The 15,493-nt window shown below is 72.9% G+C and carries 14 protein-coding genes; 7 read left to right on the forward strand and 7 right to left on the reverse strand.

The genetic code is table 11. From position 1 onward, the window contains the following. Window positions 1–61: 61 nt before the first annotated feature. Window positions 62–1,909 carry an OPT/YSL family transporter gene (locus U8525_RS16490; protein ID WP_374266687.1) on the reverse strand — a complete coding sequence of 616 codons (1,848 nt, stop codon included), beginning with the start codon at window positions 1,907–1,909 and terminating at the stop codon, window positions 62–64. A 122-nt stretch (window positions 1,910–2,031) separates the two neighbouring features. Here U8525_RS16490 and U8525_RS16495 point away from each other — a divergent pair, with 122 nt between their 5' ends. Continuing rightward, a complete protein-coding gene (locus U8525_RS16495; RefSeq protein ID WP_374266689.1) occupies window positions 2,032–3,624 on the forward strand; it encodes an MBL fold metallo-hydrolase in 1,593 nt (530 codons plus the stop codon). Here the strand turns inward: U8525_RS16495 and U8525_RS16500 are convergent. Both U8525_RS16500 and U8525_RS16505 read right to left on the reverse strand, forming a co-directional pair. After that, the gene (locus U8525_RS16500; RefSeq protein WP_374266691.1) at window positions 3,579–4,616 is read right to left on the reverse strand and encodes a hypothetical protein; all 1,038 of its coding nucleotides are present in this window, start codon (window positions 4,614–4,616) and stop codon (window positions 3,579–3,581) included. The genes U8525_RS16495 and U8525_RS16500 overlap by 46 nt on opposite strands. After that, window positions 4,613–4,765 carry a hypothetical protein gene (locus U8525_RS16505; protein WP_374266693.1) on the reverse strand — a complete coding sequence of 51 codons (153 nt, stop codon included), beginning with the start codon at window positions 4,763–4,765 and terminating at the stop codon, window positions 4,613–4,615. Before U8525_RS16505 ends, U8525_RS16500 begins: the two co-directional genes overlap by 4 nt. A gap of 273 nt (window positions 4,766–5,038) precedes the next feature. On the opposite strand from U8525_RS16505, the gene U8525_RS16510 reads away from it, so the two are divergent. Both U8525_RS16510 and U8525_RS16515 read left to right on the forward strand, forming a co-directional pair. Next, entirely contained in the window at window positions 5,039–5,857 is an 819-nt protein-coding gene (locus U8525_RS16510) for a methylase (protein WP_374266695.1), read from the forward strand. Between the two features lie 300 nt (window positions 5,858–6,157). Beyond that, window positions 6,158–7,477 (forward strand): carbamoyl-phosphate synthase, encoded by a 1,320-nt coding sequence (locus U8525_RS16515; protein ID WP_374266697.1) that lies wholly within the window; start codon window positions 6,158–6,160, stop codon window positions 7,475–7,477. A gap of 7 nt (window positions 7,478–7,484) precedes the next feature. On the opposite strand, the gene U8525_RS16520 is transcribed toward U8525_RS16515, so the two are convergent. The 3 genes from U8525_RS16520 to U8525_RS16530 form a co-directional block, all read right to left on the reverse strand. Next, window positions 7,485–8,930, reverse strand: a complete 1,446-nt coding sequence (locus U8525_RS16520; protein ID WP_374266699.1) for a pyridoxal-dependent decarboxylase — start codon at window positions 8,928–8,930, stop codon at window positions 7,485–7,487. Window positions 8,931–8,955: 25 nt separating this feature from the next. Then, window positions 8,956–9,807 carry a glycosyltransferase family 2 protein gene (locus U8525_RS16525; protein WP_374266701.1) on the reverse strand — a complete coding sequence of 284 codons (852 nt, stop codon included), beginning with the start codon at window positions 9,805–9,807 and terminating at the stop codon, window positions 8,956–8,958. Between the two features lie 268 nt (window positions 9,808–10,075). After that, window positions 10,076–10,246, reverse strand: a complete 171-nt coding sequence (locus U8525_RS16530; RefSeq protein ID WP_374266703.1) for a hypothetical protein — start codon at window positions 10,244–10,246, stop codon at window positions 10,076–10,078. A gap of 175 nt (window positions 10,247–10,421) precedes the next feature. On the opposite strand from U8525_RS16530, the gene U8525_RS16535 reads away from it, so the two are divergent. Beyond that, window positions 10,422–11,228, forward strand: a complete 807-nt coding sequence (locus tag U8525_RS16535) for an arginyltransferase (RefSeq protein ID WP_374266705.1) — start codon at window positions 10,422–10,424, stop codon at window positions 11,226–11,228. Here the strand turns inward: U8525_RS16535 and U8525_RS16540 are convergent. After that, window positions 11,215–12,114: an alpha/beta hydrolase gene (locus U8525_RS16540; RefSeq protein WP_374266707.1), complete on the reverse strand. Its 900-nt coding sequence runs from the start codon at window positions 12,112–12,114 to the stop codon at window positions 11,215–11,217. The two genes, U8525_RS16535 and U8525_RS16540, sit on opposite strands and share 14 nt — an antisense overlap. 136 nt (window positions 12,115–12,250) lie before the next feature. On the opposite strand from U8525_RS16540, the gene U8525_RS16545 reads away from it, so the two are divergent. The 3 genes from U8525_RS16545 (at window position 12,251) to U8525_RS16555 (ending at window position 15,422) form a co-directional block, all read left to right on the forward strand. Further along, window positions 12,251–13,066, forward strand: a complete 816-nt coding sequence (locus U8525_RS16545) for a glycosyltransferase family 2 protein (RefSeq protein ID WP_374266709.1) — start codon at window positions 12,251–12,253, stop codon at window positions 13,064–13,066. Next, complete coding sequence (locus U8525_RS16550) at window positions 13,066–14,232, forward strand: GNAT family N-acetyltransferase (protein ID WP_374266711.1); 1,167 nt, start codon at window positions 13,066–13,068, stop codon at window positions 14,230–14,232. The genes U8525_RS16545 and U8525_RS16550 overlap by 1 nt, the downstream gene beginning before the upstream one ends. An 83-nt stretch (window positions 14,233–14,315) precedes the next feature. Beyond that, on the forward strand, window positions 14,316–15,422 hold the full coding sequence (locus U8525_RS16555) for a glycosyltransferase (RefSeq protein ID WP_374266713.1): 1,107 nt from the start codon (window positions 14,316–14,318) through the stop codon (window positions 15,420–15,422). Window positions 15,423–15,493: the final 71 nt, after the last annotated feature.

Genomic DNA, 15,493 nt, shown 5'->3' on the forward strand with positions numbered 1-15,493 from the left:
ACGCGACAACAAGTGCTCCCGAAGGCACGCAAAGTCAAGCCGCGCTCCGGGACAGGGGGCGTCAGCCCAGCAGGGCCAGCAGGCCGGCGAGGCCGACGAACAGGTAGAAGAGCGACTCGCCCGCGATGAGGCCGCCGCCCACCAGCGACATGGTGCTCATGTCCTCCGGCAGCACCGCCTCCCCGGGGGCGGGCGCCTTCCGCACGCGCTTGGACACGGTGTTGAAGACGGACGTGAGGATGCCGCCCGTGCCGAACCAGAGGGTCGCCGGCAGCGCGATGAAGCCGCCGAACGCGGTCGCGTAGGGGCTGGCCAGCACCAGCGAGTCCATCACCCAGCCCACGCCGAAGCCCGTGCGCGAGCCCTGCACGAAGCGCAGGTAGGCGGGGTTGCGGCGGACCACCTTGCGGATGACCTCCAGCGTGAAGCCGATGCACAGGCCCACGAGCAGCGCCTTCACCTTGTGGTCCGACAGCGCGCCCAGGTCGCGGATGGCGCCCACGAACTTGTACGTCATCGCGGAGCCCCACTGGCCCACCTTCACGTCCGGGTGGTCCAGCTGGTTGACGGACAGCACGGGGTACGCGCCCATGAACACGCGCGCCAGCACCACGCACAGCACCGCGCCCATGAAGATGCCCAGCACCTGGTAGCGGAACTGCACCACGCGGTTGGTGCCCAGGCGCCACCCGGTGGAGCGGTCCTGCTGCATGTCGCAGCCCACCGACGTGGAGATGAGCAGGATGGAGGACGCCATCAGGCCCACCAGCGGATCCTTCAGGCCCAGCAGCGACATCAGCAGCACGGACATCACGAAGGCGCTGGAGATGGGGTTGTTGTCGCTGATGCCATAGGCGATGCCGTTGATGAGCACGAACAGGAGCGACAGCGCGAGCCCGAAGACGATGAAGCCCGCGGGCTGGTGCAGCACCTGCGTGGCCACCGCGACGACGGCCGCGCCCCAGCCCACCACCCAGGCGATGAGCCGGGGCACGTTGACCTTCTTCCACGCGGGCTCGGTGTCCGCCGGCGCCTGCGCGCGGCCCCGGATGCGGTCCACCGCCTGCACCGCGAGCAGCGCCAGGTCCACCAGCGCCGCGCCGCAGATCATCGCCAGCGAGACGAGGAAGCCGATCTTCCGGTACGGATCCTGCGGCCCCAGCCACCCGATGCGCTGGAGGTACGGCGTGATGGCGAAGCCGACGAGCCCCATGACCATGGCGGGCACCGTGATGCGGCTGCCCACCACCATGCCGGCGCCCACCGTGGAGCTGCTCACGCTCAGCGCGGCGATGGCCGCCACCTTCTCCGTGAGCCACGCGGCCAGGATGCCCAGGCCGGTGCCGCCGCCCAGCTTCGCGATGGAGGCCTTGAGCAGGCGCTTGTCCGTGAGCGCGCGCAGGATGTTGGCCACCGCGTAGCCGGACGGGTAGTCCAGCTGGAGCCGGTCCACGAGGAGCGGCGTGTAGAGCATGCCCACGCCCACGCCGAACATGCCCACGCACCCGACGAAGAGCATCAGCTGCCACGCGGGCGGCTGGGGCATGCCCAGCCACACCATGGACTGGATGAGCACGGACATGGCGCACAGCGAGGCCACCGACGCGGCCATCGTCTGCATGTAGTTGGCGCCGTGCTTGCCCTCCGCGCCGTAGCCGTAGGTGACGACGCTGCCGAGGATGCCGGACAGCACCTGGCTGGCGACGAAGAAGCCCAGGCTGAAGTTCATGTACGACGCGGCCACGCCGCCCAGCGGGCCCAGGAAGAAGATGGCCACCGACGCGAGCAGCAGGTGGTACTTCCACGTGCCCACCGCGGGCAGGAAGCGGAAGCGCGGCGCGACGGCGTCGGGCACGGAGGACAGGGGGGCGGAAGGCTCCGGCGGGAGCGGCTCGGCGGGGTGGGCCATGGGTGTAGGGGAGGGTACCGGCCCCGCCCGGGAGCCACAACCCGCCAGGACGCGAGCGGCCCGGCGGCCGGTCGCAAGCGCAGGCCCTTGCGAAGGCCCGGGCGCCATGCGAGTCCGCACGCATGCGATTCACCCTGCACCGCGGCGTGAGCCTGGCCGTCCTCGCCTCCGCCCGCACGGAGGCCGACCACCACGAGGACCTGGGGTGCAGCATCCAGGGCCCGACCGCGCGCCCGGTGCGCCGCGCGCAGGTGCCGCTGAAGCGCCACATCGCCGCGCTGGGCCGCGACGGCGCGCTGCGCGAGGCGGACGCGCTCATCCGCTGGCTGGAGGACACGCCCCGCTACGCCGCGCTCTGCCAGGGCGCGAAGCGGCGCATGGGCCGGCGCGTGCTGCGCGAGGACGTCCTCTTCCCGGATCCGCTGCGCCACCGGCCGCGCGTGCTGCACCTGCGCCAGGGCTCGCTGGGGCTGGACGTGCCGGTGCGCGCGAGGGACTGGCCGGCCGTGGCGGACCTGTTCGCGTCGCTCGCCCGGGGCGCGACGCGCGAGGAGCTGCGCGCGCTGGCCGCCGCGCCCGTCGTGGACGGGCTGCTCGGGGACCTGTCGCAGGCCGGCTGGCTCGTGCGCCATGCGGGGCCGGTGGCCGTGCCGGGGCCGGGCGCCCTCTTCGTGGGGCACAACACGGTGCTGGTGTCGGGCAGGGAGGGGCGCGTGCTGGTGGACCCGTACTTCCGCCCCATGGGCGAGCTGGACCTGCCCGGCTACGGCGCGTTGCAGGCCGGGGACCTGGGCCGCGTGGACGCGGTGGTCATCACCCACTCGCATGGCGACCACTTCCACCTGGGCTCGCTGCTGCCCCTGCCTCGCGACACGCGCATCTTCGTGCCGGCGGTGGCGCGCGAGAGCCTGTTCTCCACGGACTGCGCGCTGCGGCTGACGCAGCTGGGCTTCACGCGCGTGGAGCCCCTGCGCTGGGGCGAGACGCGGCGGGTGGGCGACGTGACGGTGCACGCGCTGCCCTTCCACGGCGAGCAGCCCACCGACGGCGAGGGGCCCCACCCGGACCTCTTCAACGAGGGCAACACCTGGCTGGTGCGCTCGAAGGACTTCTCCGCCGCCTTCTTCGCGGACGCGGGCCACGACGTGCGCGGGGACATGGCCGCGGTGTGCCGCCGCGTGCGCCAGCAGCAGGGGCCGGTGGACGTGCTCTTGTGCGGCGTGCGCGGCTTCCGGCTGCCGCCCATCTTCTTCGGCTTCACCACGCTGGATGCGTTCCTGGTCAACGTGCCACGCGACGCGCTCACCACGCCGCAGCGCCTGATGGCGGGGCCGGAGGAGGCGCTGCGCTACGGCGCGCTCCTGGGCGCGCGCTACGTGGTGCCCTGCGCGGACGGCGGCGCCCCCTGGTACTGGCGCGAGGGCATGGGGCCTCGCTACGCCGGCTATCCGGGCGAGCCCGTCGCGGGCGCGAGCCAGATGGACGAGAACCCGGACGCGGATCCGTATCCGGAGCGGCTGGCCCAGGTGCGCGAGGAGCAGGGCGAGGGGCCGCGAGCGCTCCTCCTGCGGCCCGGCGAGGCCCTGCGCTGGCGGGGCGCGCGCGCTCCGGAGGTGCTGCGCACGCCGGGCTTCGAGTGGCCCTTCGGGAGCTGGCGCGAGGCCGGGCCTCAGCCGCGCAGGGCCTCGCGGCCGCGCCAGAGGGCCACCAGGTAGAGCGCGGCCAGCGCGGCGAGGCACGCGAGGCCCACGTTCACGTTCCAGCGGATGACGCGGCTGATGTTCCAGCCGTACACGTCCACCAGGGCGCTGGGGTCGCTCAGGCCCGCGCCCTCGATGCGGCCGAAGGGGATGCGGTCCACGTGGGTGCGCGCGCTCCACCACAGCTCGAAGCTGTCCATGAGCGCCGCCGCGCCGATGACGACGAAGCCCCAGCGGAGCTGATGCCGGTGGAGGTAGTGGCCCGGCGGCACGAAGAACGTGGCCATCAGCAGGGTGCCCAGCACCATCAGGCCCGCGTCGCCGCCGAAGTAGATGAGGGCGCGGGCCTGGTCATGGGGGAGGCCGAACCTGCCCACCCCGAGCGTCGCGAGCAGCACCGCGCCCACGCCCATCCACGCCCACCGCTGGCGCTTCCAGCCCCGCCACACGAGCGCGCCCAGCAGGCCCGCCAGCAGGAGGACCATGAACGTCGAGCGTTCCTCCGAGACGTGGGTCACCCACAGGGTGGGCGTGGCGCTGTAGCCGCAGAACCAGGCGGTGACGGCGTGCCCCAGCTCATGCACCGGCATGGTGAGGAAGGTGCGGAGCAGGAAATGGAAGGGGGGCGACTGGACCGCGAACCACGCTCCGACGAGCGCCAGGGGGAGCACCGCCAGCCGCAGCCGCGCCTCCAGGGCGCCGGCGCTCAGCCCGTCGCCGTGGTGGAAGGTGATGCCCTCCGTCGCCGCGTCCGCCGCGGGCTGCGCCGCCATCAGGGGTGGCACGAACGTGGGGGCGCTGTGGGCCTCCAGCGCCTCGCGCAGCGCGGCCCGCTGATCCTCGGCCTCGCGCCGGGCCGCCTCTCCGGCCTCGCGGTCGCGGACCTCCGCCAGACGGGTGGCGGCGCGTGCTTCCGCTCGCAGGTAGATGACGCCGCACGCCGGGCACTCGGGCCCCGCCACGCGGGGGGCGCCACAGCGGGGGCAGGAGTCAGGCGGAGGGCTCACGGGAGCCACACTCTAGGTGCGCCGCGAGCGGGACGAAAATCGCGCCGCCGGGGACCCGCGAGGCTCCCGGCGGCGGAGGGCTCGAAGCCGTAGTCGCTGCTGTAGTCCGTGTTGAACAGGTCGATGACCGTGGCGCCCCAGGGGCGCACCCTGATGACGATGCTCGTCCCGCGGAAGCGCGTGACGTTGTAAACACGGACACCACGGCGCTTCGACGACGGCGGCCCCCTCGTGCTGCGACGCTGCCAATCCCTCGCGCGACGGTGGCCCGCCCGGCTCCCGAGGCGCGGCGCCCGGTGCTTCGCGACCGCGAGCCAGGGATTGCGACGTACCGGGTTCCGGCCAGCGCCCGGCCATGACCTCGCGCGCTACGTCGCGGGACGCGGCTTGACGTCCCCGGCCTCCAGCGCCCATGTCGTGCCATGGCCGGAGAGCTGGATGCCCGCACCCGAGGCAGGACCGCGCGAGGACGTCTGCGCGCCCTGGACGCATACCTGTGCCAGTTCGAGGCCACGCTCCTCACGCGCGCGGACGGTCCCTGGGCCCGCGCCGTCTTCGTGGACGTGGGCTTCGGCGAGCACCCGTGGACCACGCTGGAGAGCGCCACCGCCTTCCGCGCGCTGCACCCGGAGCTGTCCGTGGTGGGCGTGGAGCTGGAGCCGGAGCGCGCCGCGGCCGCCGCCCGCAGTCACGCGGCGCCGCGCACGCACTTCCGCGAGGGTGGCTTCGCGCTCCCGCTGTCACCCGATGAGCCCGCCCGCCTGGTGCGCGCCATGAACCTCCTGCGCCAGGGGCCGCCGGAGCGCATCCCGGAGGCCCACCGCGCGATGTCGCGGCGGCTCCTGCCCGGCGGGCTGCTCGTGGAGGGCTCGTCCGACACGGACGGCGCGGTGCTGGTGGCCCACCTGCTGCGCCGGACGCCGGACCCAGAGGACCCCGCGCGCGAGGGCCTCCTCTTCCACACCGACTTCTCCCGGGGCTTCGCGCCCTGGCTGCTGCGCGACTGGCTGCCCCGCGACCTGCGCCGCCGCGTCCGTCCTGGCGAACCCATGCACGCCTTCTTCCAGGCATGGGAGGCGGCATGGAAGGCCGCGCGCGAGCAGGGCCACACCGCGCCCCCGGACGCGTTCGCGGAGTCCGTCCTGCGGCTCGCGGAGCTGACGCCTGGGGTCTCCACGGACGCGTGGCTGCTCACCCGGGGCTGTCTGCGCTGGACCCCGCCCGGCGGCACGCCCGCGTGAGCCCGGTCACTCCTGGGAGCTGCAATCGTCCGGGGGCCAATCCCACGCGCGGCCGGAAAAAGGTATTCTCCCGGGAATCGGGCTTCCGGCGCCCCCCGAACCGCTGGGAGCAGACGGCTCGACATGACCAGGCACCTTCTGATGCTTCTTGCCGCGGGGCTGATGGCCAGCACCGCTGTCGCCGGCCCGTTGACTCCCGACCTCGGGGGCGGTCGTCTCGCCCAGCGCCCCCACCGCCAATCCCGTCGTTCCTCCGCGCGCTCGCGCCGCGAGGCCGACACCGCGAAACTGGAGCATGAGATGGAAGAGGCCGCTTACTCCGATGAGGCCTCCGCGGCCGTCATCGCGGCCCGGCCCCCCGCGTTGCTGTTCTCCGCCAACTTCTACGGCACCCTGGCCGCCGCCCGCTGCCTGGGCCGCCACGGCGTGGACGTGACGGTGGCGGACACCGGCCGGTTGGGGCCGGCCAGCTACTCGCGCTTCGTCAGCCGCCGCGTGCAGTGCCCGCCGGAGTCCCAGCCGGAGGCCTTCCTCCAGTGGCTGGTGGACTTCGGCCTGCGCGAGCCCGTCAAGCACGTGCTCTACCCGACGAGCGACGAGCTGGCGTGGCTCATCTCCGCGCACCGCTCCAAGCTGGAGGACCTCTTCCACCTCTACGACCCGGGCGTGGAGGCGGTGTACGGCCTGCTCAACAAGCGCCGCCTCTACGAGGTGGGGACCGAGGTGGGCCTGAAGCTGCCGCGCACCTGGTTCCCCCAGTCGGAGGAGGACCTGGAGCAGGTGCGCCGCGAGGCGCGCTTCCCGGTGCTGCTCAAGCCCACCACGCAGATCCTCCACGCCACGCACCGCAAGGGCCAGCCGGTGTCCTCCCCGGAAGACCTGGCGCGCGAGTACCGCGAGTTCGCGCGCGACACCTACGCGCCCATGCTCGTGAAGTTCGACCCGGCGGTGGTGAACCCCATGGTGCAGGAGTTCCACCCGGAGGCCGCGGAGGGCATCTACAGCCTCTCCGGCTTCGTGGACGACTCCGGCGAGCTCTTCGAGGCCCGCGCCGCGATGAAGGTCCTCCAGCGCCCGCGCCGCCTGGGCGTGGGCGTCTGCTTCGAGTCCGCGCCGCTGCGCCCGGACCTCGTCGCCGGCCTCACCCGGCTGTGCAAGAAGCTGGGCTACCACGGCGTCTTCGAGGTGGAGTTCATCCAGACGCAGGACTCGTACCTCCTCATCGACTTCAACCCGCGCTTCTACGGGCAGATGGGCTTCGACATCGCGCGGGGGCTGCCCCTGCCGCTGCTCGCCTACCACGCGGCCATCGGGGACCGGGACGCGCTCACCCGCGCGGTGGAGGACGCGCGCGACGCCTGCGCCGAGCACGAGGACGCGGTGTTCTGCAACCGCATCGCGCTGGAGATGCTGCTCAACCTCCAGCGGATGTCCGGCGCGCTGCCGGCGGACGAGGCCCGGCAGTGGCGGCAGTGGTTCAACACCCACAAGGAGACGGCGGTGGATCCGCTCATCGACCGGGACGACATGATGCCCGCGGCGGTGGAGCTGGCCACCATCTCCTACGGCGCCGCGCGCCACCCCCGCGCCTTCCTGCGGATGATGGTGCTCAACCGCTGAAGCGCCGTCAGCCCGCGGCGCGAGGCGCCTCGGGGACCGGGTCGTCGAAGGTGATCAGGTCCTCGTGCGTCTCCGCCCGGCGCAGGCGCCGCACCTGCCCGCCGTCCACGGCCACGATGGCCGGCTGCGGGAAGGAGAAGGACGTGCCGAAGGGCACGAAGTACGCGCCCGCGTCCATGATGGCCAGCGTGTCGCCCACCTTCAGCTCCGGCAACCGCACCGCGTGGTACAGCGTGTCGGCCGGCGTGCAGATGGGGCCCACCACCGTGTACGCGCGGCGCGACGGCGCGGACGGCTGCTCCACGTGGAAGAGCTGGTGGTACTCGTTGCGCACGCACTCGGCGTGGTTGATGCCCATGTCGAGCACCGCCCACGTGCGCTCGCCGCCCTCCTTGAGCGCGTGCACGCGGCCCAACAGCAGCTGCGTGTTGCCCGTCATCGCGCGGCCCGGCTCCAGGAAGATGCGCGGGCGCGCGCGGCCCCGCTTCGCGTAGTGCGCCTCCACCTGGGACACCACCTTCGCCACGTACCGCTCGATGGAGAGCGCCGCCGCGAAGTCCGGCGCGGGCAGGTCGCGCTGGAAGGTGAGGTTGAGCCGCCAGTCCCTCTGCTCGATGTGCTCCACCGTCGGCGTGCAGAGGCTGCCGCCCAGGTCCAGCACCTCCAGGTCCAGCCCCAGCTCGCGGTGCAGCTCGTCCGCGAAGTCCAGCACCGCGCCGACGAAGCCCTCCAGCTCCGCCTCCGTGCGGATCAGCTCACCGCGGTGCGCGTGCAGGCCCACCACGTCCAGGTTGCCCAGGGCCAGCGCCTGCCGGTACGCGGCCAGCGCCTGCCCCCCCGCGATGGGCGTGCCGAACTGCGACGTCCAGCCCGACAGCGTCGTCACCCGCACGGCCACGCGCGGGCGCTTGCCGGCTTCCGCCGCGTGGCGGGAGAAGACGTCCAGCTCCTCGCGGTGGTTCGCGGCCAGGAGGCCAATGCCCCGGGTGATGGACTCGCGGATGGACGCGTCCGACTTCACCGGGCCGTTGTAGACGATGCGCTCCGGCGCCACGCCCAGCTTGAGCGCGAGCCACAGCTCGTAGGCGGAGATGACCTCCGCGCCCACGCCCCGCGCGTGCAGCGCGGACAGCACGCCCGGCACGGGGTTGGTCTTGTACGAGTAGTACACCTCGCAGCCGCCCGCCGCGCCCGGGGGCACCGCCTGGAACGCGTCCGCGTTGCGGTGCAGCGCCGCCAGGTGCACCACGTGCAGCGGCGAGCCGTGCTCCCGGGCCAGCCGGGACAGCGACACGCCCTCCAGGAACAGGCCCTGGCCGGCGCGAGACTCCAGGCCCCACGTCTCCGGGGGGAGGAAGGCGCGCGCGGGGGCCATCGCGCGTTGCACGACGGGGCCCAGGGTCTGCTTCAACTGGCGCTTGGCGGTACCAACGAGACGGCGACGCAGGCTCACGGGGAGGGGCCCTTTCGGAAGGCGCTTACGGCAGCTTGAGGGGGAGGAAGCGCGTCAGGCCGAAGCGGCCCTTCAGCGCGCGCGTGGCCACCTGGAGGAGCCGGTACTCCAGCTCGCCGTGCTCGCGCCGGTACTTGTTGTGGATGATGGCGTTGGACTCCGCCACGGACCTCTCCACCTTCTCGCCCTTCTTGCCCAGGTCGTGCATCAGCGACGGCTTGCCCACCCGGTAGTTGAGGATGGGCCGGTCCACGTAGACGTGGCCGTAGCGGCGGATGCCGCGCATGTAGAAGTCCACGTCCTCGTAGACGGGGATGTTCGGATCGAACCCGCCCAGCGGCTGGAAGAACTCGCGGCGCACCATGCACGCGGAGTTCACGTACAGCGTCCCGAGGAAGAGGATGTGCGCCACCGTCCACGCGCTGCTGGGCGTGGAGGCCCCCACCTTCGCCACGCGCTCGAAGTAGGAGCTCTTGTCCTCCAGCCACTCGGGGTCCTCGCTGAAGGGCACCACCCAGCCCACCGCGACGCCCGCGTCCGGCCGCGCGTCCAGCGCCGTCACCATCGCGCCCAGCGCCCCCTCCGCGAGCGTGTCGTCGTCGTCGAGGAAGTGCAGGTAGCGGCCCTGGGCCAGCGTGGCGCCGTGGTTGCGCACCAGCGCGGGGCGCCCCCTCGACGGCACCTCCTGCTTGAAGTAGCGCACGCGCGGATCGCCAATGCCCTGCACCGCGTCGCGGGCCGTGCCCTCGGGCGAGTCATCCAGGACGATCACCTCCACCCGGACGCCTTCCTGACGCAGCGCGGAGTGGATGGCCTCCACCACTTCCTTCTCGCGCTTGTACGTGGGCATCACCACCGAGACGTCGACTGGGGACATAGGCCCCGGTTTATACCGGTGGCGCCCCACGACTGAGAAGCCAGCGGGGCCTCCCGCGCTCGGGGCATTTCGCCTCCGGGGGGCATTCCGCCCCAGCGGGGCCCCCCTGTGTCCTGTGCTACCCGCCCGCTGTCCGGGGAAGCGAACGGGGTCCGTGTCCTCGCGGTTTCTCTGAAGTTTCTACGGGCCCTTCAGGGGGTGGACCGGAAAGAATCACAGTCGGATCGCGACAGGGCTGCCACACCGTGGCTGCCGGGCCGCGGGATTTTCAGTAGCTGGCGACGGCGAAGTCGGACGCGTCCAGCGCGTCCATGACGCCGTCGTCGGCGGAGTACGGCGAGGCGCCGTCCTCCTCGCCGAAGGCGTCCGTCAGAGGGGCGCCGTCGGCCTCCTCCGGCTCCAGCGGCAGCCATCCGGGATGCAGTTCCTCGCGGGCCATGTGCGTTCTTCCTCTTCCGCAAGCGCTGCGGCTTCACCCCGAGGCGTGCAGCCGTTGTGCCATTGCTGGAGATGAAACGCCGGCGCGGCCGGGTCGTTTCCGACGGAGGGTGGGTCGCCAGACAGCCAGGCATGGCTTGACGCCGGGGCCCGGGGCCGACAGGAAGGGAACACCGATGGCCGTCCTGCTGGCACATGAAATCGAAGCCCCGCGCCCGTGCAGCTACCTGCCGGAGCGGGAGGCGTCCCTGGAGACGCTGGTGATGCGCAACGTGACGGTGCAGGAGTACGAGCACCTGCTGGTGCGCGGGTGGCGCCGCTTTGGACCGCAGTACTTCCGGCCCGCGTGCGCGTCGTGCCACGAGTGCGTGTCCCTGCGCGTGCCGGTGGAGGGCTTCACGCCCAACCGCAGCCAGCGCCGTGCCCGCGCCGCGTGCGCGCACCTGCGCGTGGAGGTGGGCCCGCCGCGCGTGGACGAGGAGCGCCTGGCGCTGTACCGCGCGTGGCACGCGGAGCGGGAGTCCTCGCGTGAATGGGAGCCGTCCGAGCTGGGCGCGCGCGAGTACTCGCTCCAGTTCGCCTTCCCGCACCCGTCCGCGCGCGAGGTGGCCTGGTACGACGACGGCGACCCGGCGGGCCCGAAGCTGGTGGGCCTGGGCCTGTGCGACGAGACGCCGCATGCGTGGAGCGCGGTGTACTTCTTCTACGACCCGGCCTACGCGCGGCTGTCCCTGGGCAAGGCGAACGTGCTGTTCCAGGTGGAGCTGGCGCGCGAGCGGGGCATCCCCCACGTGTACCTGGGCTACCGCGTGCAGGCGTGCGATTCGCTCCGCTACAAGTCCGGCTTCCGCCCGCATGAGCTCCTGGAGGGCCGTCCCGCGCTGGACGCGCCGCCCGTGTGGCGCCCCGCGGTTGACGCGCCAGCGTCCGAGGCTGACGCGCCCGCGGCGCCGGCGCGCGCGCCGGCCGTCAGGAGCCGCTGAGCAGCGCCGCGTCGAAGAAGTCGCGCAGGTGGCGCGCGTACTCCTCCGGGGCCCTCTTCGCGTACTCGCCGTGGTGCGCGCCGGGCACCACCCAGTAGGACTTGGGCTCGCACGCGGCCTGGAAGAGCGCGTCCTGGAGGAACGCGGGTGCGTACTCGTCGACGTCGCCGTTGATCAGCAGGAGCGGCCGGCCCTTCAGGTCGCACAGGCGCCTCATGGGGTCCACCGCGTCCACGTCCACGCCGGACAGGCGCAGCGCCCAGAGCGCCGGCACGGCGCTCAGCGGCCCCCACCTGCCGTAGCTGTAGCGCGTGTCCGCCTCCAGCGAGGGGTACGCGCCCGCGGCGGCCACCGCCTTGAGCCGTGGGTCCTCCAGCGCCTCCAGCATCGCGGTGGTGCCCCCCATGGAGAAGCCCAGCGCGCCCAGGCGGGACGGCTCCACGTCGTCGCGGCGCGAGACGAAGTCCACCGCCGCGCGCAGGTCCTCGCGCTCGCGGTCGCCCCACGTCACCAGGTCGCCCTCGCTCTCGCCATGACCTCGCGAGTCGAAGAGCAGCACGCCGTAGCCCGCGCGCGCCAGCACCTCCGCCTCGAAGAGCATCTGCGTGCGGTTCTCCGCGAAGCCGTGCAGCACCACCACCGCCGCGCGGTTGCGCGACGGCAGGTACCAGCCGCGCAGCGTCAGGCCGTCCCGCGTGCGCAGGGCCACGTCCGCGCGCTCCGCGAGCATCCCCTCCGCCACCGGCCTCAGCGGCTGGCGCGCGGGGTGCAAGACCGCACGCGCGGTGCGGACGTTGCGGTACGCGATGACGGCCACCACCGCGAGCACGCCCAGGAGGGCGAGCCCGATGAAACGGGCGGGACGGGGATGGATGGGGTTCTTCACGAGGATGGAACGTGAGCCTATACCCGCAAGCCGGTCCCTGGCAGGAGGCCCCCCGGCTCGTTGCGCCCCCAAGCAATGAGGCCCGAGCCCTGCCTCGCCTGGCGCGGGTGGGGGTGCCCGGGCCGGAGGTGCTGACATGACGCCCGATGTCTCGGTGGTGGTGCCCACCTTCCGTCGGCCCGCCCTGGTGGTGGAGGCGGTGCGGAGCGCGCTGGCGCAGGCGGACGACGGGGTGCGCGTGGAGGTGCGGGTGCTGGACGACAGCCCGGAGGGCTCCGCGCGGGAGCCCGTCCAGGCGCTGGGCGACGCGCGCGTGCATTACGTGCGGCGCGACGTGCCCACCGGCGGCAACCCCGCCACGGTGCGCAACGAGGGCTGGCCTCTCACCGCCGGGCGTTACCTGCACTTCCTGGACGACGACGACCGCGTGGCCCCCGGGGCGTATCGGGCGCTCCTGGATGCGCTCGACGCGCACCCCGACCAGGGCGTGGCCTTCGGCCGGGTGGCGCCCTTCGGCGACGACGCCGCGGTGCTGGCCCGGCAGACGACCTATTTCGAGGACGCGGCGTGCCGGGCCCGCGTGGCCGCGCGGCTGAGGTCGCGGCGCTGGATGGTGGCGAACATGCTGTTCCGCCCCACGGTGCTGGTGAACTCCGCGTGCCTCATCCGCCGGGAGCTCCTGCCCGCGCTGGGGGGCTACGACACGCGGCTGCCCCTGGTGGAGGACGTGGACTTCTACCTGCGGGCCATCCGCCGCGGGGGCGCGGTGTTCCTGGACCGCGTGGTGCTGGAGTACCGCACCGGCGCGCCGTCGCTGATGCACGACGAGCGCGACGCGCGCAAGGCGGTGAGCGCGTACCGGCTCATCCACGAACGCTACCGGCGGGAGTGGGGCGCGGCGGAGCACACCGCGCTCCGGCTCGCCGCGCGCACCTTCCTGCGGTGGCTCTGATGCGCCTCACCGTCGAGCAGGTGGACACGGTGGAGGGCCTGCTCGCGCTGGGGCCGGAGTGGCGCGCGCTGGCGGCCCGGGTGGGGCAGGGGCTGCCCTTCGCCACCTGGGAGTGGAACGTCACCTGGTGGCGCCACTTCCAGGAGCAGCGCCGCAGCGTGCGCGACCACCTCTTCGTGCTCGCGCTCCGGAGCGCGGACGGGGCGCTGCGCGCCGTGGCGCCGCTCATGCGCACGGAGCGCCCGGGCTCGGGGCCCGTGCGCGTGCGGGTGCTCCAGTTCCTGGGCGCGGACCCCAACGTCACGGAGCTGCGCGGCCTCCTCTGCGCGCCGGAGCTGGAGGCCCCCGCGTACGCGGCCGTCACGCGCCACCTGCGCGCGTGCGCGTCCGAGTGGGACTGGGTCCTCTGGAGCGGGCTGGACCTGGATGGGCCGGCGGCGGGGGAGCTCTCCCGCATGTCGCCGCTCACGCCGGTGCGTGAGGTGCCCGCGTACGTGCTGGCGCTCGCGCCCACGTGGGAGGCGTTCAAGGCGGGCCGGTCGCGCAACATCAAGGAGTCACTGCGCAAGTGCTACAACTCCCTCAAGCGCGACGGCCTGGCCTTCACCTTCCAGGTCGCGCGCACGCCGGAGGAGGTCGCCCCGGCGCTCACCACGTTCTTCGAACTGCACCAGGCCCGCGCGGAGGCGCAGGCCGCGGCGGTGCGTCACCGCGACGTGTTCGGCTCGGAGCAGGCCCGCGGGTTCCTCAGGGACCTGTGCGAGCAGCTCGCCCGGCAGGACGCCGTCCGGGTGTTTCAACTGTGTATGGGTGGGGCCGTGGTCGCCACCCGCGTGGGCTTCGTCCTGGGCGAGACGTTGTATCTCTACTATTCCGGTTATCTCCCCCGCTGGGGTGACTACAGCGTGATGACCACCACCGTGGCGGAGGCGCTCCAATACGGCATCGCCCACGGCCTGAAAGTGGCTCACCTGTCATCAGGGAGGGATGTTTCGAAGTTGCGCTGGGGCCCTCGGGAGATCCACCGGCATGACGCGGTTCAACTGTCTCCTGAGTGGCGGGGCCGGGTGGCCTTCGCTACCTATCGCAAGGTCCGTGAGTTATTGAGCAACGAGCAACTCCAGGGGTGGGCCCGTCGGACGCTCGGCCGCAGGGCGGGAGATTGAATATTCTTTCTTTCCGGGAATCCCAGACATTGAAACCACAGGCGCGTCGAGAGACGGCGGCCCCTGCCACCGGGCGGCGGCGCGTGTTGTTCACGCTCGTCTTCATGGGGACGGGCGGCATCGAGCGCTCCGTGTGCAACGTGCTGGCGGGCCTGGACCGGGAGCGGTTCGAACCTTCGCTGTTCTTCCACCACGGGCCGCCGCCGCCGGACACGCGCGGGCGCATCCCGGCGGACGTGCCCATCTCCTGGGGCGTGGGCGTGGAGGCGTACCGGCGGTGGGAGCTGCCGCGGATGCTCTGGCGGCTGTTTCATGAGGCGCGCAAGGCGGACATCCTCGTCTCCGGACAGGAGGGGCGGGCGGCCCTGCTGGCGCGGATGGCGGGGGCCATCCTGGGCAAGCCGGTGTTGGGGATGGTGCACTTCGACTGGGGGGCCTTCCACCACGAGCAGCCCCGGCGCCAGCTCTGGGGGCTGAAGGTGCTCTACCCGGGCATGGACCGCATCGTGGCGTGCGGCTACGACTCCGCCAGGGCGTTCGCGGAGCTGGTGAACGTGGACCGCGAGCGGCTGGAGGTCATCCCCAACTTCGTGGACGCGGACCGCATCCGTGCCGCGTCGGACGCTCCCCTGCCTGAGTGGGCGGTGCCGGTGTTCCAGAAGCCGGTGGTCATCGCGGTGGGCCGCCTGGAGCCCCAGAAGTCCTTCGACGTGCTCATCCGCGCGCACGCCCGGATGCGGGCGGCCGGGGCGGACACCCACCTGCTCATCCTGGGAGTGGGCTCGCTGGAGGCGGAGCTGAGGGCGCTCGCGGCGGAACTGGGCGTGGCGGCTTCCGTGTTCATGCCGGGCTACGCGGACAATCCGCACGCGTTGATGCGGCGGGCCACGGCGTTCGCCCTGTCCTCGCGCTTCGAGGGGCTGCCCATGGTGATGCTGGAGGCGCTCGCGCTGGGCTGCCCCATTGTCAGCACGGACTGCCCCTCGGGCCCCTCGGAGGCCCTGGACGGGGGGCGGGCGGGCGTGCTGGTGCCCATGGGGGACGACGCGGCCCTGGCCCAGGCGCTGACGCGGGTGGTGACGGACGCGGGCTGGCGCGAGAGCCTGCGCCAGCGGGCCCTGGCCCGGGCGGACGAGCTGTCCGCTGAGCGGGCGCTCAAGGCCTGGGAGTCGCTGCTGGCGGAGGTCTAGGGCCCGTTCGCGCTCAAAAGAGGGCCCCTGGGGGACGGGACAGGAAAACCTTGCCCCCCTGGTCCCGCTTC

Source organism: Corallococcus sp. RDP092CA, from assembly GCF_041903675.1.
In the GTDB taxonomy this organism is placed as follows: domain Bacteria; phylum Myxococcota; class Myxococcia; order Myxococcales; family Myxococcaceae; genus Corallococcus.